The sequence below is a fragment of the Segatella hominis genome (genome assembly GCF_019249725.2).
In the GTDB taxonomy this organism is placed as follows: Bacteria; Bacteroidota; Bacteroidia; order Bacteroidales; family Bacteroidaceae; genus Prevotella.
The window spans coordinates 3,729,693-3,749,338 of record NZ_CP137559.1 but is presented as its reverse complement, the minus strand read 5'-3'; the positions used below and the strand labels follow the sequence as shown (position 1 = coordinate 3,749,338).

At 41.2% G+C, this 19,646-nt stretch carries 18 protein-coding genes; 9 read left to right on the top strand and 9 right to left on the bottom strand.

Going from position 1 to position 19,646, the window contains the following annotated elements:
• Positions 1-354 precede the first annotated feature (354 nt).
• The 5 genes from KUA50_RS15200 to KUA50_RS15180 all read left to right on the top strand — a co-directional run bounded on the left by KUA50_RS15200 (position 355) and on the right by KUA50_RS15180 (position 7,554).
• Positions 355-1,578, top strand: a complete 1,224-nt coding sequence (locus KUA50_RS15200) for a zinc-dependent metalloproteinase lipoprotein (RefSeq protein WP_256624174.1) — start codon at positions 355-357, stop codon at positions 1,576-1,578.
• A gap of 72 nt (positions 1,579-1,650) precedes the next feature.
• Positions 1,651-2,934, top strand: a complete 1,284-nt coding sequence (locus KUA50_RS15195) for a 3-phosphoshikimate 1-carboxyvinyltransferase (RefSeq protein WP_022109863.1) — start codon at positions 1,651-1,653, stop codon at positions 2,932-2,934.
• A 21-nt stretch (positions 2,935-2,955) separates the two neighbouring features.
• Positions 2,956-3,342, top strand: coding sequence for a hypothetical protein (locus tag KUA50_RS15190; RefSeq protein ID WP_022109864.1), 387 nt, complete (start codon positions 2,956-2,958; stop codon positions 3,340-3,342).
• Positions 3,343-3,362: 20 nt separating this feature from the next.
• Positions 3,363-4,202 (top strand): metal ABC transporter permease, encoded by an 840-nt coding sequence (locus tag KUA50_RS15185; RefSeq protein WP_218456371.1) that lies wholly within the window; start codon positions 3,363-3,365, stop codon positions 4,200-4,202.
• A 34-nt stretch (positions 4,203-4,236) separates the two neighbouring features.
• The gene (locus KUA50_RS15180) at positions 4,237-7,554 is read left to right on the top strand and encodes a tetratricopeptide repeat protein (RefSeq protein WP_218456372.1); all 3,318 of its coding nucleotides are present in this window, start codon (positions 4,237-4,239) and stop codon (positions 7,552-7,554) included.
• Positions 7,555-7,646: 92 nt separating this feature from the next.
• Here the strand turns inward: KUA50_RS15180 and KUA50_RS15175 are convergent, their stop codons facing one another.
• Together KUA50_RS15175 and KUA50_RS15170 are read right to left on the bottom strand one after the other, a co-directional pair.
• A complete protein-coding gene (locus KUA50_RS15175; RefSeq protein ID WP_218456373.1) occupies positions 7,647-8,249 on the bottom strand; it encodes a lysine exporter LysO family protein in 603 nt (200 codons plus the stop codon).
• The gene (locus KUA50_RS15170; RefSeq protein ID WP_118117052.1) at positions 8,246-8,557 is read right to left on the bottom strand and encodes a LysO family transporter; all 312 of its coding nucleotides are present in this window, start codon (positions 8,555-8,557) and stop codon (positions 8,246-8,248) included. The genes KUA50_RS15175 and KUA50_RS15170 overlap by 4 nt, the downstream gene beginning before the upstream one ends.
• 232 nt (positions 8,558-8,789) lie before the next feature.
• On the opposite strand from KUA50_RS15170, the gene KUA50_RS15165 reads away from it, so the two are divergent.
• The 4 genes from KUA50_RS15165 (at position 8,790) to KUA50_RS15150 (ending at position 12,219) form a co-directional block, all read left to right on the top strand.
• Positions 8,790-10,358 carry a PglZ domain-containing protein gene (locus KUA50_RS15165; protein WP_022109869.1) on the top strand — a complete coding sequence of 523 codons (1,569 nt, stop codon included), beginning with the start codon at positions 8,790-8,792 and terminating at the stop codon, positions 10,356-10,358.
• Positions 10,359-10,387: 29 nt separating this feature from the next.
• Positions 10,388-10,798, top strand: a complete 411-nt coding sequence (gene tsaE, locus KUA50_RS15160) for a tRNA (adenosine(37)-N6)-threonylcarbamoyltransferase complex ATPase subunit type 1 TsaE (RefSeq protein ID WP_118117050.1) — start codon at positions 10,388-10,390, stop codon at positions 10,796-10,798.
• Positions 10,799-11,497: 699 nt separating this feature from the next.
• The gene (locus KUA50_RS15155) at positions 11,498-11,653 is read left to right on the top strand and encodes a hypothetical protein (protein WP_167639516.1); all 156 of its coding nucleotides are present in this window, start codon (positions 11,498-11,500) and stop codon (positions 11,651-11,653) included.
• Positions 11,650-12,219: a GNAT family N-acetyltransferase gene (locus tag KUA50_RS15150; RefSeq protein WP_218456375.1), complete on the top strand. Its 570-nt coding sequence runs from the start codon at positions 11,650-11,652 to the stop codon at positions 12,217-12,219. Before KUA50_RS15155 ends, KUA50_RS15150 begins: the two co-directional genes overlap by 4 nt.
• 335 nt (positions 12,220-12,554) lie before the next feature.
• Here the strand turns inward: KUA50_RS15150 and KUA50_RS15145 are convergent, their stop codons facing one another.
• From KUA50_RS15145 to KUA50_RS15115, 7 genes are all read right to left on the bottom strand, one after another.
• On the bottom strand, positions 12,555-13,931 hold the full coding sequence (locus KUA50_RS15145) for a leucine-rich repeat domain-containing protein (RefSeq protein WP_218456376.1): 1,377 nt from the start codon (positions 13,929-13,931) through the stop codon (positions 12,555-12,557).
• 14 nt (positions 13,932-13,945) lie between these two features.
• Entirely contained in the window at positions 13,946-14,839 is an 894-nt protein-coding gene (locus KUA50_RS15140; protein WP_218456377.1) for a fimbrillin family protein, read from the bottom strand.
• 86 nt (positions 14,840-14,925) lie between these two features.
• Positions 14,926-15,867 carry a fimbrillin family protein gene (locus tag KUA50_RS15135; protein ID WP_218456378.1) on the bottom strand — a complete coding sequence of 314 codons (942 nt, stop codon included), beginning with the start codon at positions 15,865-15,867 and terminating at the stop codon, positions 14,926-14,928.
• A gap of 22 nt (positions 15,868-15,889) precedes the next feature.
• Positions 15,890-16,774 carry a fimbrillin family protein gene (locus KUA50_RS15130; RefSeq protein WP_218456379.1) on the bottom strand — a complete coding sequence of 295 codons (885 nt, stop codon included), beginning with the start codon at positions 16,772-16,774 and terminating at the stop codon, positions 15,890-15,892.
• Between the two features lie 37 nt (positions 16,775-16,811).
• Positions 16,812-17,705: a FimB/Mfa2 family fimbrial subunit gene (locus tag KUA50_RS15125; protein ID WP_218456380.1), complete on the bottom strand. Its 894-nt coding sequence runs from the start codon at positions 17,703-17,705 to the stop codon at positions 16,812-16,814.
• A 20-nt stretch (positions 17,706-17,725) separates the two neighbouring features.
• Positions 17,726-18,931, bottom strand: coding sequence for an OmpA family protein (locus KUA50_RS15120; RefSeq protein WP_318346053.1), 1,206 nt, complete (start codon positions 18,929-18,931; stop codon positions 17,726-17,728).
• Positions 18,932-19,039: 108 nt separating this feature from the next.
• Entirely contained in the window at positions 19,040-19,264 is a 225-nt protein-coding gene (locus KUA50_RS15115) for a hypothetical protein (RefSeq protein ID WP_318346052.1), read from the bottom strand.
• Positions 19,265-19,646 lie beyond the last annotated feature (382 nt).

The following is a 19,646-nucleotide window of genomic DNA, read 5'->3' as shown; positions in this document are numbered from 1 at the left end:
AATGGTAATTCTTCAGCGATTCACTAACATATTGTTAAGACCCAATAACATTTATAATCTATTAAAAAATGCAGACTTACTGATGTTAGTATAATTTTGTAAATATATATCATCAAAGATACATTTTTGAAAGGTAACCACCGAAATAACAAACATTTTGGAATATTTTATCACCAAAAACAGGCAAAAAGTAGAACTTTCTATGATTTTGATACGTTTGTTCATCAGGAAAAACACAAAATAAGAAGGCTATTTTCCATATTATCAATAAAAAGATGGACTTTTTAATGATTTTATAACTGAATAAAGATTATTTTTTGTACTTTTGCAGTTGGTTTATTATATTAATAAGGTATGCGCATGAAGTATTACATATCTATCATCTTTGCTCTGGTAGCTCTGACTTTCTCATCTTGTAAAGAGTCAGAACCAGACTCATTCTATTCAGACAATGAACAAGACCATGACAGTGATGAAATTATAGGAGACGATTACATCTATCATCTCCCAGTGATTTTTCATGTCCTGTATCAGGATGAAAATGCCGTAGATGAAAACAATAAAAGGAATCAATATGTATCTTACGACCGTCTGAAAACAATACTGCAAAATGTCAATGACCTCTATGCAGGGAAATTATATAACTTTGGTGAGGGGGCAGATGTGCCAAGTGAGAACATACATGTGCAGTTTGAACTTGCCCTCTACGATGAATCTGGCAAAAAGCTGAAGACCCCAGGAGTGGAATATATCAAATATTCGGGGGAATATCCTATTGATTGCAACAGTTTCATGAATCAAACCAAAAAGAAAAATAAGATTATATGGAACCCGAATGAATACATCAACGTCATGGTGTATAACTTCAAGAAGACAAAAGACAACAGCATAACGCTTGGCATCAGCAACCTACCTTATAAACAAAACGGCTATCCCGCAATAGATGGTTTGAAGGATGCGAAAGGTGCCATCAATAAGAACAGTTTGTCTTTTGAATACTGTGTATCCATCAACAGTTCCTATATCAACCAAGAGTCATCCAGATATACAGCCGCTGATCACGGATACAAAGAATACACCTATGATTCTGGAGACATCAATGTCACACTGGCTCATGAACTGGGGCATTATTTAGGACTCAAGCATGTGTTTGCAGAGAAAGATACAGACACAGGAAGCGAACCAACTGAAAGTTGCACAGACACAGACTACTGCACAGACACCAAGAGCTATAACAAACCAGCCTACGACAGATGGCTGATTTCATATATAGAACAGCATAAACAGGCGGGTAATGACCTTGTGATGAAAGAACTCATCAAACGCTCCAATGATTCGGGAGAGGAATGGGATTCTGACAATTTCATGGACTATGCCGTAAGTTTGAGTTTCAGATTCACACCTGAGCAGAAATACCGTATGAGACAGGTTCTTTATTACAGTCCGCTGATTCCTGGTCCGAAAAAGATCAAAAACGACAATTACGGTACAAGAAGTCAAGACAATGACGAAGATATAGACTTGCCAATCTGTCTGGCTATAGAAAAGGCTATTCCTGTGGAAAGAGCTTCTTTCTGAAAAGAAATACATAGTACTAACAAAAAATAAAGGATGGGATTCACCATCATTTCAGAAATAATAAAAAATAAGATGAAATACAAGATAAAAGCACCTAAGGCACTCAACGCCACCATCAACTTGCCCTCCAGTAAAAGCATCAGCAATCGAGCCCTCATCATCCATGCCATGACGGGCGGTAAGATTCAGCCATGCAATCTCAGCGATTGTGATGATACAGAAGTCATCATCAATGCCTTGAGAAACATGCCCGAGGTGATAGACATCAAGGCTGCCGGTACTGCCATGAGATTTATGACAGCTTACCTCAGTGCTACTGAAGGAGAACATACGATTACAGGAACAGAAAGGATGAAGAATCGCCCTATCGGTGTCCTGGTGGATGCACTCCGCTATTTAGGCGCCGACATCGAATATGTGGAAAAAGAAGGCTATCCTCCACTCCGCATCAAAGGTCATGCACTCGAAGGAGGTCAGCTGGAGGTTGTAGGAAGCATCAGTTCACAATACATCTCAGCCCTTCTGCTCATCGGTCCGATTCTCAAAAACGGATTGAAACTCAAACTTACAGGAGAAATCGCATCAAGACCCTATATCGACCTCACCCTGTGGACCATGCGCGAATTTGGAGCCTCAGCAGAATGGACAGATGTGGACACGATTGTCGTAAAGCCTCAGCCATACCAAGAAAGAAAGTATCTGATAGAAAACGACTGGAGCGCATCTTCCTATTGGTATGAAATGATGGCTTTGAACGGGAATATCGATTCTGAAATCAGATTAGAGGGACTGATGGATGGTTCCAAGCAAGGTGACTCTGTCGTCAAATACATCTTCAGCCTTCTGGGTGTCAAGACCGAGTTTGAGAACAATCAAAATCCAGAGGATAGAGATGACAAGGCAAACATACATACCAGCGCACCGACAACCGTTACGTTGAAAGCTCACAGATGTCTGCTTCCTCGATTGGATTACGACTTTACCGGTTCACCAGACCTTGCCCAGACATTTGTAGTATGCTGCTGTCTGATGGGAATCAAATTCAAGTTTACCGGTCTTGCCAGCTTGAAAATCAAGGAAACCGACCGCATCGAAGCACTCAAGAAAGAGTTGCGAAAAGTTGGTTATGTGATTCAAGACGAGAACAACAATACACTCATCTGGGATGGCGAAACCTGCGAACCGACCTACGAAGCCATAGATACCTATGAGGATCATCGCATGGCCATGTCCTTCGCACCAGTTGCCTTCAAGTTACCTTATCTGGAAATCAACAATCCAGAAGTGGTAAGCAAATCCTATCCACATTTCTGGGAAGACCTGAAAAAAGTAGGATTTGAGATCAGCGAGGAATAATAATCACAATAAAGATATCGAATGATTTACCTGATTATTGCATTGGTTGTCTTAGGACTGGCAAGCGCACTAATAGGACTTTTCACCCAACGGAAAGGAGAAGAAGAGCCCCTAAAAGAAGGCGTTTCGTGTAACACCTGTAATGGAGAAAACACGAAATGCGAGCAGGAGTGCATGATGGAAGCTGCAACCAAAGAGATAGAATATTATGATGACGAAGAATTAGACACGTATAAAGGACGTGCGGCAGATGATTATTCCGAAGAAGAAGTTGAACAATTCGCAGAAGTCTTATATACAATGAAGCCGGAGGAAGTGGCAGGCTGGAACAGAAGCCTCATCCTCAGAGGCATCAACTTGCCAGACCAGTTGAAAGATGAAGTCATCAGTTTTTTAAGCGAGGATTGAAAAAGAATATTTTATAGGAAATGAACATTCTACAATATACATTTTTTCAGAATGCCCTCTTGGGCGCCTTCCTTACAAGCATCCTGTGTGGAATCATAGGCACTTATATCGTAACCCGCCGATTGGTATTTATCAGCGGGGGTATTACCCACGCATCATTTGGCGGAATAGGAATTGGCGTATTCACTGGTACCAATCCGATTCTGGCAGCCATGATCTTTGCCATACTGAGCGGATTTGGCGTTCAATGGATGTCATCCAGAAAAGATGTCAGGAAAGATTCTGCCATCGCCATGTTCTGGACCTTGGGAATGAGCGTAGGAATTATCTGCTGCTTTCTCACGCCCGGCTTCATGCCAGACCTACCTTCGTTTCTCTTTGGCAGCATCCTGACGATAGAAGGTTCTGACTTATGGCTATTGGGTATCCTGACATGTATCACCATCGCCGTATTCACCTGTTTCCTCCGTCCGATTCAGAGTGTAGCTTTCGACAGCACCTTTGCACGTTCGCAGCACTTGCCGGTAGCAGCGATAGAATATCTAATGATGACACTCATTGCCATGACGATTGTTGCTTCATTGAAAATGGTGGGCATCGTACTGGCTATCAGTTTGCTGACAATTCCGCAGATGACAGCCAACCTGTTCACCTATAATTATAAGCAGATGATTTTTGCCAGCATCATCCTGGGATGGATAGACTGTGTCATCGGACTCTATGCCAGTTATGTGCTGAATGTTCCATCAGGAGCCACGATTATTTTTGTCAGTATCATGGTTTTTATGCTCAGTAAGACAATAAAAGCCCTACAAAACAAGTTGTATAATAAAGACAAGCTGTCACTTGAGAAAAAGTGATGATCAGCAGACAACATTCTAAAATCATACAAGAGTGAAACAAAATTATCTCCGACATATCATTCCCCTATTATCAATTATACTCCTAATTGGTATTGGCAGTTGCTCTACGCAGAAGAATACAGCGAAGAGCCGCTGGTGGCATTCCTTCAACGCCCGTTATAACACCTATTATAATGGTACGTTAGCCTATATTGACGGTTCATTGGAAAAAGAGAACGGCAATAAGGACAACTTCACGGAGATGATTCCTCTCTATACCGTAAGCAATAAAAACAGCCGCGAACTGGGAAAAGGCAATTATGAGAAAGCCATCACCAAGTGTGAGAAAGCGATTCATCAACACAGTATCAAGAAACGTCCGGAATGGAACAAAAACCGTCGCAAAACAGAAAAAGATATTGAATGGTTGAGCCGTAAGGAATACAATCCGTTCTTATGGAAAGCATGGTTGCTGATGGGACGTTCCCAATTTTTCAAAGGCGATTTCGAAAGTGCTGCAACCACTTTCTCCTATATGAGCCGCCTCTACTCCACCCAACCAGCCATCTACGGCAGAGCAAGGGCCTGGCTGGCTAAATGTTATATCGAACAAGGATGGCAATATGATGCAGAGGACGTAATCCGTAAAATGCAAAGAGACAGCATCCACTGGCGTGCCCAGAAAGAATGGGACTATACATACGCTGATTACTATATCCATACAGGAGACTTCGAACAGGCTATCCCCTATCTCCGCAAAGTAATCAAGCATGAGATGCGACGGAAGCAAAAGGCGCGCGAATGGTTTCTCTTAGGACAGTTGCTTGCTGCCACTGGCAAAAAACAGGAGGCCTACAAAGCCTTCAAGCATGTCACACGTCTCAATCCTCCATACGAACTGGAATTCAACGCCCGAATCTCCATGACAGAGGTGATGGCCAGAGGAAATGCCAAACAGATGATCAGCCGTCTGAAACGTATGGCTGCATCAGACAACAACAAGGAATACCTGGACCAGATATACTACGCAATAGGTAACATCTATCTCAACGAGAAAGATACCGTCCAAGCCATCTCTGCATACGAAAAGGGAAATGCCAAGGCGACACGCAGTGGTATTGAGAAAGGTGTGCTCTTGCTTCATTTAGGCGACTTGTACTGGGGTATGGAAAAATACAGTGATGCCCAACGCTGTTACGGAGAAGCCATCGGCTTGCTTGACAAAGACCGTAAAGACTATAAGATTCTTGCAGAACGTTCTAAAATACTTGATGAATTAGTTCCTCATACAGAAGCTGTCCACCTGCAGGACTCTCTCCAGGCTCTTGCCAAGATGAGCGAAAAAGAAAGAAATGCAGCCATCGACCGCGTAATAGATGCCCTCAAGAAGAAAGAAAAAGAAGAAAAGAATAAACTGGCAGAAGAAGAAAGCAACCGTCAACAAGCAAAAAACGGTGGAAATGCCTACAGAAACCACAATTCGAATAAGAACAACAATACATCAACAGGAAATATCGGACAGAAAGGACTCTGGTATTTCTACAACCCTATAGCCGTAAGTCAGGGTAAGACCCAATTCCAACGACTATGGGGAAAACGAGAAAATGTAGATAACTGGCAACGCATCAACAAGACGGTGGTCAGTGCGCCACAAGGTGCTGAAGAGATGACAGACGAAGTAAGAGATTCTCTTGCCAATGTAGCCATCAAGGAAGATTCTCTGAAACAGATTACAGACAGTGCACAAAACGATCCACATAAGCGAGAATATTATCTGGCTCAGATTCCTTTTACAGAAGAACAAATAGAAGCCAGCAACAAGCTGTTGGAAGATGGTCTGTTGAATTCCGGCGTTATCTTCAAGGATAAGTTGGACAATCTTTCCCTGAGCGAAAAAGCACTCAGAAGATTGGAAGACAACTATGCTGATGACTTTGAGCACATGGACGATGTATATTACCACCTCTATCTGTTATATTCCCGAAAGGAAAAGCCGGTAGAGGCAGAACGTTATGTACAGAAACTGAAGAAGAAATATCCTGAAAGCCAATGGACAACATTGCTTACAGATCCATACTACAAAGAAAATGCCCAGTTTGGTGTTCATATAGAAGACTCTCTTTATGCGGCAACCTACGAGGCATTCAAGGCAAACAGATACCAAGAGGCTAAGGCCAATGCACGCATATCTGCCGAGCGTTTCCCACTGGGAGAAAACAGGGATAAATTCTTGTTTATCGGTGGATTAAGCAAGCTCAACGATGGTGACGCCAATGCCTGCATCAAGGATATGCAGGAAGTGGTAGAGAAATATCCGAATAGCCGTATCAGCGAAATAGCGGGTATGATAGTCAATGGAGTCAATGCGGGAAAACGACTGCATGGTGGAAAGTTTGACTTGGAAGATGTATGGGACAGAAGAAGTGTTGTACTCAATAACCAGGATTCCACCCAACAGAAAGTATTCACGAATGAACGCAATGCCAACTTTGTATTCATGCTTGTTTACCAGCCAGACTCTGTGAATGAGAACCAATTGCTCTTTGAAATGGCTAAATACAACTTTACCCATTACCTTGTGCGCAATTTCGACATGAATATCGAGGAGCAAGATGGGCTGCACAGAATGATTATGTCAGGATTCAGAAGTTACGATGAAGCATGGCAATATGCACATGCGTTGTCGGAGCAGACTGCTATCATCCGCCATCTCAACAAGGCTCGAGCTATCCTCATCAGCGAACAAAATCTCGAACTCTTAGGCACACAGTTCACATATAATGAATACGAGAAGTTCTATCAGAAACACTTCGCTTCACTCAAGTTGAAACAGAATGCCGCACATCTCTTAACGGAGCCTACAGAAATCGTGACAGAGAAAAAGAAAGTAGAACAGACAGAAGCTGGTGATGAAGAGATACTTGACGACAAGAATGATATAGACAACTCATTAGAAATCAAGGAAGATGTTGCACCAAGCATCAGCAATGAGTCTATAGAAATCAAAGAGGAGAATACTCAAACCGGAAATAATAACGGCATTGAAATCAAAGAGGACATCAACACAGAGACTTCAAAGGAAAATAATTCTGAAAAAGGAACTGAAGTTGAAAGAAATGAGGATGAAATGATCGTAGTTGATCCTAAAGTAGAAGAGCCAAAACTGGAGACTCCAAAGAAGGAAACTCCAAAGCAGGAAATCCAAAAGAAAGAACCTCTTGAGGAGAATGAAGATGTCTTCTATTTCGATGATGACACAGAAAACACTCAGAAGCAAGAAAATAAGAACCAGAAATCCAAAGAGGAGAAGAAAGACAAAGATGACAAATTTGACTTAGAAGACGAATATTTTGATTTCGATGGTTTTTAAAGAAACAATATGGCAGACTTTCCCAGAATAAATAGCTGGAGAAGTCTGCCATTTGTATTTTTAGATTATTTCCTGATAAATTACTGAATTAATTATAGAGAGCAGAAAAAGGTAACCAGGAAAGGTACTGAGAAATCAACACAGAAACCATGAAAGATGGAAACGATGATGAAGTTCTCTCCCGACACTCGGGTAATAATAGGCAACGTAGTATCCATTGTGGTGGCTCCACCTACGCTGATAGGTGCCAACTTTCCGAAATATCTCGCCAGCAACGGAGCGGCTAAGAGTGTCAGAATTTCACGGCTAATATTAGCAAGAAGAGCGATGGTTCCAAGTTCGGCACCACGATATTCAGTAATAAAAATACTTGAAAGGGAATAATAACCGAATCCTGAACCGATAGCCAAACAGTCAGTAAGCTGACGGTGACCTAATACCAGAGATACGGCTGCACACCCAGCAAAAGTACCCAAAATAGTCATCACCGGAAGCATCATCAAACGAGGATTTACCTTCTTGAAACTCTTCAAAATAGAAGTATCACAACCGATGCTGACACCCACACAGAACATCAGGCAACAGAGCGCAATATAACTCACATCACTATCTAAAAAACTGGCAGGAACTACATCACACAATCCAGCGATGATACCTAAGACAAAGAAACCAACTATAATCAAGCTACCCTTCATGCCTTACCTCCCTTCTCCGTATCAGCGGAACCAGAAGACTTCATCTGTTTAGCAGTAACATACTTCCACAATGCCCATGCAAAAAGCACACTGCCCGCACTACCACCAAAAGTAAGAACAACGGCTTCGAGACCTAAGGTCTGAATACCTCCTATGATACGAGGATTGGAGCCAACTTCAATACCAAGCAGGAACAGGAGTATCCATATCAACGCCGTGATGATGCGACCTAAAAAACTCATTTTCTTATTACGGAGCAGATAACCTGTACCTATTCCGCAAAGCATTATCAATACAATTTTGAGCATTGTTTCTTGATTTCTTCTTATTTTTTTATTTAATGAATAATTGGATTAATAAACTGATTCTTGGATAAAGAACGGAATCTTCACCTAATTATTATATAAAAGTAGAGGAAACATACGAATATCCAAAAGAATCATACGAATAAAAACTTTCCTTAACATTAACATACTTTAATAGCATTCTTCTGCCAGTATTCAATTATTCTTTGTACTTTAGCGCCTAAAAAATAAAAACATGAGTAACGGTTTATTACTTTGGGTAGATGACGAGATAGAACTTCTCAAGGCGCATATCATATTTCTGGAGAAAAAGGGATATGAAGTTATAACTGTGAGCAATGGTCCGGATGCTATCGACCAGTGCAGACAGCAGACCTTCGACCTGATTCTCTTAGATGAAATGATGCCAGGACTTAGCGGATTGGAAACTCTTCAGCAAATCAAGGAAATCCAACCAGCTACCCCTGTAGTCATGTGTACCAAGAGCGAGGAAGAGAACATCATGGACCAGGCTATCGGTTCAAAAATCGCAGACTATCTCATCAAACCGGTCAACCCCAGCCAGATATTGCTCTCTCTCAAGAAGAACATACATCGCAAAGATATAGTCACAGAAGTAACCCAAAGCGGTTATCAGCAAGACTACCAGCAAATCGCCATGCAAATCATGGATTGCCGGACAGTACAGGATTGGGTAGAAGTATATAAGAGACTGGTAAAATGGGAACTTGAACTGAGCGACACCGAGAGTTCGATGACAGAACTGCTTACCATGCAGAAAGAAGAAGCCAACAACGGATTTGCCAAATACATCACCAAGAACTACTTGGAATGGGTAAATCCCAAGAATATCGGCAAGACGATAGAAGGTAAGCCCGTCATGAGTCCAGACATCTTCAAAACCAAGATTTTTCCAAAACTGGATCAGGGTGAAAAGATATTCCTCATAGTTATCGACAACTTCAGATATGACCAATGGAAAATGTTGGGACAAGATATCGGAGAACTATTCGATATCGAGGAAGACATGTATATGAGTATTTTGCCAACAGCCACCCAGTATGCACGCAATGCAATATTCAGCGGTCTGATGCCAAACAAAATAGCAGAAATGTTTCCTGACCTATGGGTAGATGAAGATCAGGAGGAAGGCAAAAACCTCAACGAAGAACCTCTCATCCAAACCCAGTTGGAAAGATTCAGAAAGCACTACACATTCAGTTATCACAAGATAAATGATTCTGCAGGAGCCGACAGATTTCTGGATAAATACAATGAATGCAAGAATAACGACCTCAATGTACTGGTCGTAAACTTTATCGACATGCTTTCACATGCACGTACTGAATCTAAGATGGTGAGAGAATTGGCAAACAACGAATCTGCCTATCGCAGTATTACACAGAGTTGGCTGAGACATTCAGTTCTTGCAGAACTATTCAAACGTTTATCGCAAGACGAATTCAAGGTCATCATCACCACCGACCATGGAAGTATTAGGGCTTCAAAACCTATCAAGATAATAGGAGACCGTAATACCAACACCAACCTGCGCTATAAGTTAGGCAAGAATCTTGCCTACAATGCCAAGGAAGTGTTCACAATCAAGGAGCCACATAAAGCACAATTGCCCGCTCCAAACCTGAGCACAACTTATGTATTTGCGTATGGTGATGCCTTCTTTGCCTACCCCAACAATTACAACTACTATGTATCCTACTATAAGGATACATTCCAGCATGGAGGCATATCTATGGAAGAGATGCTGATACCACTCATTACATTGACACCAAGAAGACGTTAGAAAAAGAAAACAAGAAAAGGAAACAAAATATGAAAATCAAAATTGACTCATTAGAAAACATCCATGCTGCAGCCAAGGAATTTCTGGCCAACATGGGTGATGGTAAAGTCTTTGCCTTTTACGGAAAGATGGGTACTGGTAAGACTACATTTATCAAAGCTATCTGCGAAGAGTTGGGAGTAGATGATGTCATCACATCTCCTACATTTGCCATTGTCAACGAATATACCGCAGGGAATGGCGACCCAATCTATCACTTTGACTTCTATCGTATCAAAAAGATAGACGAGGTCTATGATATGGGATATGAGGATTACTTCTATGGAGGAAACTTATGTTTTCTGGAATGGCCAGAACTGATAGAAGACCTTCTACCAGAAGATGTGACAAGAGTACATATTCACACAGAAGAAGACGGAAGCAGAACCGTTGAATTCTGATACTTTTTTGGGGCATGATAGCCCCATTAAAGTAGCAAACTATAACGATGCGCTTTATTAGACTTTAATAAAGCGCATCATTGAGGTCTAATGATGCGCATCGTTAGGTGTTAATGATGCGCATCGTTAAGTTGCAATAAAGCGCATCGTTAAGTCGTGTAGATTTTCGACAAGTTATGTTCTTGAAATTATCCATCCCTGTACCCACTTTTATTTTTCCCTGCCCACGGAAAAATTCTTGCGTGGGCAGGGAGAAAAAAGATCTGATGCATCGGTCATGGATATGACGGGGCTGACGGCAGAGGAGATAAAGCTGCTGAAAGCGGAGATGTAGATTACGACTATCACCAAATAATCAAGGGTCTATACGCCACCTTTTCATCGTGGCATATAGACCCTTGTCGTTTCCCGTGAGGTGCGGGTGAGTATACTGAAGAAAAATCCCTCATCCCGCTTGAGAAAGCAGGATGGGGGATTTAGTATTATTTGACCAATAATGATGTTAATTTCATTCAAATATTTGGAAGTTACAGAGATATTGCTTAATTTTGCATAAGAAAAGCTGCACTCGGCAATTTGAAAGCAAGTTTTCATTGCGCTCGTTTGCATTTTCTTTGCATAAGAAAAGCTGCACTCGGCAATTTGAAAGCAAGTTTTCATTGCGCTCGTTTGCATCACAAACATTTAAATTATATAATTATGTTAGGAATAAATGCACCAAAAGTTTTAGCTAAAGGCAAATACGCACAAGCTGTTCGTAAAGCCGCTCTTGCATCCATCGGTGCAAAAGCAAAGACAGATGATGCCACAAAGACACCAAATTATCCATATAAATTTGAGTGGAATTTAGAATGAATTTAGAAGAATACAAAATAGAACTTTTATCAGACTTTGATGAGTTGATAAATTTCTATACAGGAAAAGACAAAATGGATGACTTTCTTCATAATCACTTACAAGATTGTGAAGAGAGTCATTATTGTAAGACATTTTGTGTCCGCTTAAAAGCAAACAACACGATTGTTGCTATTTTCGCCTTAGAATTCGACTCCGTTGACATAGATTCAGATGATTTTGATGATATGCGTATAGGTGCAGCAGGAACCGATTTACCTGCGGTAAAAGAAACATTCCGAGAACAATTCGAACAAAAATATACTTATCCCGCTTTAGAAATTGCCTACTTAGCTATTGATCAAAAATTTCAAAGCTTACATATAGGTTCAGCCTTAGTTGACGAAATAGCTTCGATGGCTAGAAAACAAAGATATGCCGGTTGCGTCTTCTTGACAGTAAGAGCTTGGCATACCTCTAATTACAGCGCAGTAGGTTTCTATGAAAAGAATCAATTTGCAAAATTGACTCCTGTTGCACAAATGGATGTTTGGCCAATGTACAAAACAATTTGGCCGATAGAATGATTCCCCCTACGCCCTGGGTTAGGAGTTTCTGTCCTTTATCTTTGCTTTACCCTTCGGTCAGCGATTTTCAATTCCGCTACACACCGGTGACCGTTGGTAAAGGGCGTGCTGCTTGGTTTAGCCTGCGTTCAGCTTCTGTTCTTTCCTTCGGCAGAGGAGATAAAGCTGCTGAAAGCGGAGATGTAGATTACGAATATCACCATATAATCAAGGGTCTATACGCCACCTTTTCATCGTGGCATATAGACCCTTGTCGTTTCCCGTGAGGTGCGGGGGGATATATGTTTGCTGGGTAACTTATACTCCTGCCCAGCTTAGGAATGTATATGGAACTCTTACTGAAACTTCATCCCACATGTTATAGATTTGAATGTCATTCCAAGAAAACGCCTGTATTTATGGTCTTCACTCATCTGATAGGGTTCTTCAGTTGGAGTCCAACAATAACGACCATCAATTAGTTGCTTGGTCATTATTCTCTGTTTTTCAGACAACTCTAAATCTATATTTTCTATAGAATGAGAATCGAAGCCAAAAATACCATCCCCGTATTCATAGTCACCTTTTACATTCGTGAGTTCTCCCAAAGTTACTTTTCTCAAATGGTAACATTCTGCAAATGCACCTTCATCTATAGCAGAAACATTCGGAGCACAAATTTCTTCCAAATCCACACAGAAGAGTAAGGCATTCATTCCAATTTTTGTCACATCAGGCAAAGTAATAGACTTTAATGCCTCTAGTCCTCCTGATTGGTTGTTCAAACCATCTGCAGGAATTTCCTTGCATCCTATTAGAGTGAGATCTATAGTGCCAGATTTCACATTCTCAAAAGCTTCGCGGATAGCCTTAAACTCATTATCGCCAGCATCAGAAGCGAGGTTAAGTCTTATAGCAGTCTTGCCGTCTGCTACTTCTTGCTTGATAGCTGACTTTATTTCTTCTGCACTATTTGCCGAAATGACAGTAGCATCCAGAGCATAACTCTTAGCTTTTTCTGTTGCTTGCAAGAATGTATGAGTTGCCAAAGTTGCTTCTCTATATTTCACAGTGACTTCGGCATATCTATCAAAAGTACCATATAAATAGGCATTGCCCTTTTCATCAGATGTAAGGGCATATTTTTGATCCCATTTCATATCGCTGCTGCCCGCAGGAGTGTATTGATTGATGTCAACTGTTATTTGCATATTTGGCATAGTTGCAATGCGCAAGCGTGAATAGTTGCGTGTTGCTCCGGAAAAATTTACGGTTATACTCTGACCATTAGGGGTGATATTGGCTTTTCCCTCGATATATTCATCCGTTCCTGCAACCTTGCCTTCTTTCAAAACTAATTCGCCAGCTTCCCATTTGTAGTTAGGGGCATAATATACATGAGGAAAGGTTGGCGCTTCGTCTTCTTTATAAGACAGCTCGCCACTTGCCAATACCCAGCTACTGCCATTATATTTAAAAGCAGCATACTGAGTCCCTAAAGTCTTACTAGTCATCTCCAGAAGCAACTCATCTCCTTCTGCCCATGAAGTCTTGCCAGGATCAGGTGTACCTATAGCACGAGTCTGTGAATCTCCGAATGCAGGAAATTCACCAACAACCAACTGTACGTTGTTTTTGGCTGTTGTTGCGGTTGTTTCTTCTATATCACTTGTGCATGACGCCATTACTATTGTAACGACAGCCAGCATGATGTATTGAAATATCTTTTTCATATTCTTTCCTCCAATTATTTGAGATCATCTTCATTTGTCCAACCTTTCAAATCATCTACACTGATTCTGGTCAGTTTCACTATATCTTTTCCGACATCGAGTTTGTAGGTGTAGCGTTTACCCTCTTCAAAGTCGGTAGGCATCTTCATTTTAGCATTAAAAATATTGTCGCCTATCTTGAATCTCAAGAAGACTTCATCTTTAATGTATGAACCAGGGATAACGATTGCAGAAAACATACCATCGTCATGCTTATAGGCTTTTACCCAAGCAGGATTAGCAGTAGGTGTACTCATGACAAATTGCCCTTGTCGGTCGTCTCTGTTAAAATCAACACTATTGTGCTTAGAATACACTTGTGGTTCACTAATATCCATATTAGGATAATCTGCAGTACCAACATGATATACTATCGTGACCAGCGACATGCGATGCTTCATAGGAATGTTTAAATCGAACCGAGGAGCATCGTACCAATATCCAGTTATGAGATCAGCGTTTTTCAAATTACCTTCGCTGCTTTGGTCTGTTTGTAAATCATACTGTAGATTATTTTTCCCAAAATCCGTGTCAGATGGATATACAGCCAAAATAGTATGTTGTTCGTATCCATTTAACCAACGGAAACTACCATTGCGGGACCAGGTTTCGCCATTAAAAGAAAGAACAGTCGTACTACCAGGATCAGAATCCGTAAATATACTTACTTTCAGTTTATCTTTGTCCTCCCAACTTTCACCATCTCCTAATGTATTGACACGAGTCTGCATACCTCCAACAGAGAAAGTGGCATTGATTTCCTGCCCTTTCAGCGTAGGAGCTATATCTTCATTTTGCGTACATGCTGTAAAGCCCATAGTGATAAGGCCCATTACCGCATAGGAAATTCTTTGTTTTATCGTCTTCATAATCTTCAGTTTTTTATTGTTAGTGAGTTAGTGAGCGGCCAAGCTCACTAACCCTGTATTCCCTATTTTCAGTACCTTATTTATCATTACAAAGCTATATCTGCGTCTAAATCACCTGAATCACCATTTTCCCAAGGAAATATATTAGCATCTTCTATAGTAATCCCCGTATTTTTAACAGTTATGTTGTATGTATATTTTTTGCCACCTTCAAATTGTCCATGGGTGGATGGTGTTATAGGGGTTGTGTATTTTACTTCGCTATCATTCAACAACAAGTAAATCTCTATATCCATCTTATTGCTTTCAAGGTTTTGCGGCAACATGATATAAGCAAAACTTTCTTCGCTTTCAAAAGGTACATCAACAAAATTACGCTCAATAGACCTTCTGTCACCAACAGTTTCAACCAAACCTGTTCTTGTGTCAAATTTACCGCTTGTAAATATTCCTTTCAACTCTAAGCGATTGAATTTATAATTGTTATATTTGGCACCCTGCCCTGGTTTAATTTTGAATTCAACCAAACTCATACAATGCTTAAAGCGATGTTCGATATCTGTAAAATTCACAATTGGAGATGCTTTGCTTGCAGTAGCTCCTGAGGCAAAAAGTACATCAGCCATACAAGGTTGGTTTGCTTTTACCTCAGCCATATTCCAATCCATTTTACCATCAGTTAAGGATTCGCTATAAGGATAGTATGCACTAAATGTTGTCTCTTTGTTGTCCTTGAAATAGATGATGTTGTTATTGTCAGCAGCTTCAAAAGTACCATCCCCATTTGTTGTTACATACTTTTTGTTGTCTCCTGTTGTATTGCCTGTTGATGTGACATTTACGCCAATAGCATCGCCTGCTGTCCAACTGTTGTTGTCTGCAGTTCCACGGGTTTTGATATTGTTGGAAATATCCGCCTGTACGGTAGCAGCAACAGGACCATTGTTGCCGATACCGTCTTCTTCGTTAGCGCAAGCTGCAAACAGCAATGCTGCGGCAGCGATGTATATGATTTTAAACTTCTTCATAAACGTTATATTTTAAGAGTTGTTATTGTGCTATATGTTCATTATTGTCTCCTGCCTCTGTCCAAGACTTAATGGTTCCAGAAATATCTACGGCAGAACGACTCAATTTTACTACTGTATAGTGGTATCTTTTGCCACCCTCAAGTTTTACAGGCATTGTCCATACAAAAGGAGCGTCGTAACCATTCTTGAGGTCAAACTCTATCACTCGGCTTGCTTCTTCTGTAGGGAGCAGGATTGCCTCATACAGCTTGCCAGCTTCGGTAGTTTTCATCGTGATGTCCGCAGGAGTTTCTTCACCAGAGATAGTTCCATCCACAAGATTGAAAGTGGCTTTGGTATTCTGACCTTTCACTGTCACAGTCATTTTCTTAAGGTCTTCTTGCGTGAGACCGTTACCTGGTTGAACATCCAAAATAAGATTGCTTAACTTATGGAAGAACTTCAAGTCAACCTGTGGCGTAGCTTTGTTGCAGCCTTCTGTCTTGGCATACATGAAGTCGATAGTTTCTTGTTTCGTTTGGTCTGTTACATCAAGTGCAACCTTGTAGTCATTGACAGTGGTCTGTGGATAGTAAGAATAGAAATCCACATTTCCATCTATCGGAAAGAAAACAGTCTTACCACCAGAAACAGGTGAAAAGGCTATACTTCCATTTGACTGATAGCAAACATTGTCAACACCCTCTTTGATTACATCCGCAGAGAGTGTCTTGCCAGCTTCTGTCATGAAGATACCAATCTTGTCACCATCAGCCCAAGCTACACCAGCAGCACGGGTGTTTACGCTGATACCACCAGTAAACTGCACGGCTACCTTATCGTTCTGGGTAGAAGGTGCGATATCTTCTGTACTGCATGAAACCATTGCACCTGCCAAGAGTGCAAGGGCAAAAAACTTCGTCATCTTTTTCATCTTATCAATATTTTAAAAGTTATTATTATTATTTGATTTCTACTTCATTGTTGAGGTTCGTCCAACCGTTGATGGTAGCTTCCAGATTCATCTTTGGCTGCATTTGGTTGTAGTTGAGTCGCAACTCATACTTTCCTCCAACCTTCATCGCAGGGGCGGTGATGTCATACTCTTGCAAGGTCCCGTTAGGAAGCAAGAGGCGGAGATAAACATGAGAGGCGGAACTTCCCTGTATGGTCGGCATCAGTCGGATGACTTCCGATTTCAGGGTTGATTCCGTAGCCAAGATAGTAGGGAGTTCCACTTCCGTTGGCTCTATGCTCGGCAAACCGTATTCTCCATCACTGTTCTTCTGTGTAGGGAACAGACACCAGGCTGCATCTAATGCCTTGCCACTCATTTCTGTACCTTTAGGTACATTCTCTATGATGATGGTCAGTTCGGCAAGCACGCTTTTAACAGGATTCTGTACCACATAGTTGCCTTCCTTGTTGTCAATCCTCACGTCGGTCACTCCGAAATAAGCATTATGGTTCACATCATTAGGATTGGTCAAGCCTATCTGGATATTGTTCCAATTAGTCAAAGCCCTGGTCTGGTCAGTGGTGAAGAATGGCTCTATGAGATTGGTAATAGCCAATATCTGATAATGCCCTTCAGGAAGAGCGAAGCGTTGGCTTGCCGCCTCCTGCGCACTGCCATAATGTTTTTCCTCTACTAATGAACCGTCATCGGCATTGAATATCCAGAGTTTCACGTCCTTCACTTCCGTACCTTGGTCGGCTTCATCCGCCCAAGTGAGCGATACTGACAAACCACCCTCATCCTCACCGTCATGAACATTATGGTCGCAACTTGCCAACAGGCATGGGACGCATAACAGCACCCATAACCAAATATTAAATCTTCTTTTTGCTTTCATTTTCTATCTTGTTTTATGGGTTACTGATGATTGTCTTTAGTCTCTACTCGGCGAGCCTTATCCGCATCTTGGGTGTCATCGCTACCATTTCCTATGGCAGTAATGCGACTTGCCTCTATGCCATTCTTCACAAGCCAAGTTTTTACGGCTTCTGCACGCTGGCGAGATATACGTTTATTGACAGCCACGCTGCCTTTTGTGTCACACCAACCTGTTACCGTCACCTTCATCTCCGGATTCTCCTTCAATGTATGTAGGATACCATTCAGCTTCGACAGTTCGCTCTGCTTGATGCCGATACTGTCGAATGCGAAGTAAACGACAGGGAATGTCACCTTTGCGGATTCTTTTATGTTTTGTTCAACAACTTTTGTTTCTGCCTTATCCACAGTTTCTTTCAGATTGACCTCCTCCGAAGAAGTTGGTTCCTGTTGTAGAACTTCCTTTTGTGGAACTGATGGAGTTTCTGCTATCTTGTTCTTCTTTTTAGAGAGGTATATCCCCAATCTTACTCCACTTTCCCAAACAAAGTTGTTCTTATGCAGATGTTCTGGCATTCCGTCCATACGTTCGCCAGTAAGACGAGTCAAACCGGAATAGATGCCCAATTTCAGGCATGAGGTCAGTTGATAACCAACCTGCAAGTCTGCACCATAACCCAAATGCCATTTGGTAGAACTTTTCATCACCTTGGCATCATCGGCTATAGTATGGATATCAGCCTTGGTACTTACTGCATATATATGAGGTGAAACAGCCAAATCCCATCGGCTGTTAGCTGTTTGATGGAACAGTCCAAGGAGATGAACGTTCACTCTTGCCCCATATTGTCCCATTCTGACATGGCTTTTTAGATTGGCATATTCCCAACTGTCCATGCCTAAGACACCTGCCTTGTAAAGCACGCCGTCGCTACCCAACCAATAGTTACGTTCTACGCAACAGTCTTGTGCAGACAAGTTCATTTCTCCGTACTTGGCAGATAACTCTGCCGAGAAAATGGAGTTGAAACGATAGCCACCATATAAGCCAGCAGCCCAACCGAGGTGAGTCTTGTCGTGTCCGAAACTTGAGAAAGTAGAAAAACCGAAAGGCATTCCACCCTCAATACCGACGTACCAGCCATGCGAAACAGTCTTTCCATCTTCTTTTACTTCCGCTTTCGCAAAAGAAAAAGGAAGAATAAAAGCAAGTGCTGCGACCAGTAATCGATTTTTTGTTGTCAAATAATTTATCATATCATTCATTTATTTTTTATCGTAAAAGTAAGGAACTATTTCCAATTACAGGACAAGTATTCACCACAAAGCCAATTCATCCATTCTTGCCGAAACTCACTCCAGAAAATACAAGAGGTTTGTCAGCAAGATAAATATGGATGCCAACAGCAAAAAGATATAAAAGCGTTCTCTCTTGATGAAGTCACGAAAGCTATAGCGAGCCTTCCAATGATTCTCAAGATACATTCTGTACTCATGTATCATGGCATATCCGAAGATAATACATGATATGAGTACAAACACCCCGATGATGATCAGGGCTAATTCAATCCTTGGCATTGTTTCTATTACTTCTTTCATGTTGCAAATATAGTGTTTTTCCACGAAAGAAGGTGCAGTTTTTCACTGTACAAGTGTCGCATTCCTATCAAAAAGGTGTCGCATTCGTAGGAATGCGACACCTTTTTGGCTGTTTTTCGATAAAAAAATTGCTTTTTCTTTGGTATTTTACAAAATGATGGTTATGCTCAATTTGAGTCATTTTGTGCTGCATTTGTAGAGTGGAAGTCTCTCCATTCTGTAGGAGAACAGCCTTCTTTTGTCTTGAAGATTCGGTAAAGATGAGTGCGACAAGAGAATCCCCAACTTTTTCAGTAATATTTCCCGAAATCTCTTGCTGATATGAAAATAAAACCGTAACTTTGCGGAAAAGTCATTATAA

Excerpts from the sequence above, each read along its gene's own strand:
- KUA50_RS15200 (WP_256624174.1), top strand. The coding sequence starts at position 355 with ATGCGCATGAAGTATTACATATCTATCATCTTTGCTCTGGTAGCTCTG.
- KUA50_RS15195 (WP_022109863.1), top strand. The coding sequence starts at position 1,651 with ATGAAATACAAGATAAAAGCACCTAAGGCACTCAACGCCACCATCAAC.
- KUA50_RS15190 (WP_022109864.1), top strand. The coding sequence starts at position 2,956 with ATGATTTACCTGATTATTGCATTGGTTGTCTTAGGACTGGCAAGCGCA.
- KUA50_RS15185 (WP_218456371.1), top strand. The coding sequence starts at position 3,363 with ATGAACATTCTACAATATACATTTTTTCAGAATGCCCTCTTGGGCGCC.
- KUA50_RS15175 (WP_218456373.1), bottom strand. The coding sequence starts at position 8,249 with ATGAAGGGTAGCTTGATTATAGTTGGTTTCTTTGTCTTAGGTATCATC.
- KUA50_RS15170 (WP_118117052.1), bottom strand. The coding sequence starts at position 8,557 with ATGCTCAAAATTGTATTGATAATGCTTTGCGGAATAGGTACAGGTTAT.
- KUA50_RS15165 (WP_022109869.1), top strand. The coding sequence starts at position 8,790 with ATGAGTAACGGTTTATTACTTTGGGTAGATGACGAGATAGAACTTCTC.
- tsaE (WP_118117050.1), top strand. The coding sequence starts at position 10,388 with ATGAAAATCAAAATTGACTCATTAGAAAACATCCATGCTGCAGCCAAG.
- KUA50_RS15155 (WP_167639516.1), top strand. The coding sequence starts at position 11,498 with ATGTTAGGAATAAATGCACCAAAAGTTTTAGCTAAAGGCAAATACGCA.
- KUA50_RS15150 (WP_218456375.1), top strand. The coding sequence starts at position 11,650 with ATGAATTTAGAAGAATACAAAATAGAACTTTTATCAGACTTTGATGAG.
- KUA50_RS15145 (WP_218456376.1), bottom strand. The coding sequence starts at position 13,931 with ATGAAAAAGATATTTCAATACATCATGCTGGCTGTCGTTACAATAGTA.
- KUA50_RS15140 (WP_218456377.1), bottom strand. The coding sequence starts at position 14,839 with ATGAAGACGATAAAACAAAGAATTTCCTATGCGGTAATGGGCCTTATC.
- KUA50_RS15135 (WP_218456378.1), bottom strand. The coding sequence starts at position 15,867 with ATGAAGAAGTTTAAAATCATATACATCGCTGCCGCAGCATTGCTGTTT.
- KUA50_RS15130 (WP_218456379.1), bottom strand. The coding sequence starts at position 16,774 with ATGACGAAGTTTTTTGCCCTTGCACTCTTGGCAGGTGCAATGGTTTCA.
- KUA50_RS15125 (WP_218456380.1), bottom strand. The coding sequence starts at position 17,705 with ATGAAAGCAAAAAGAAGATTTAATATTTGGTTATGGGTGCTGTTATGC.
- KUA50_RS15115 (WP_318346052.1), bottom strand. The coding sequence starts at position 19,264 with ATGCCAAGGATTGAATTAGCCCTGATCATCATCGGGGTGTTTGTACTC.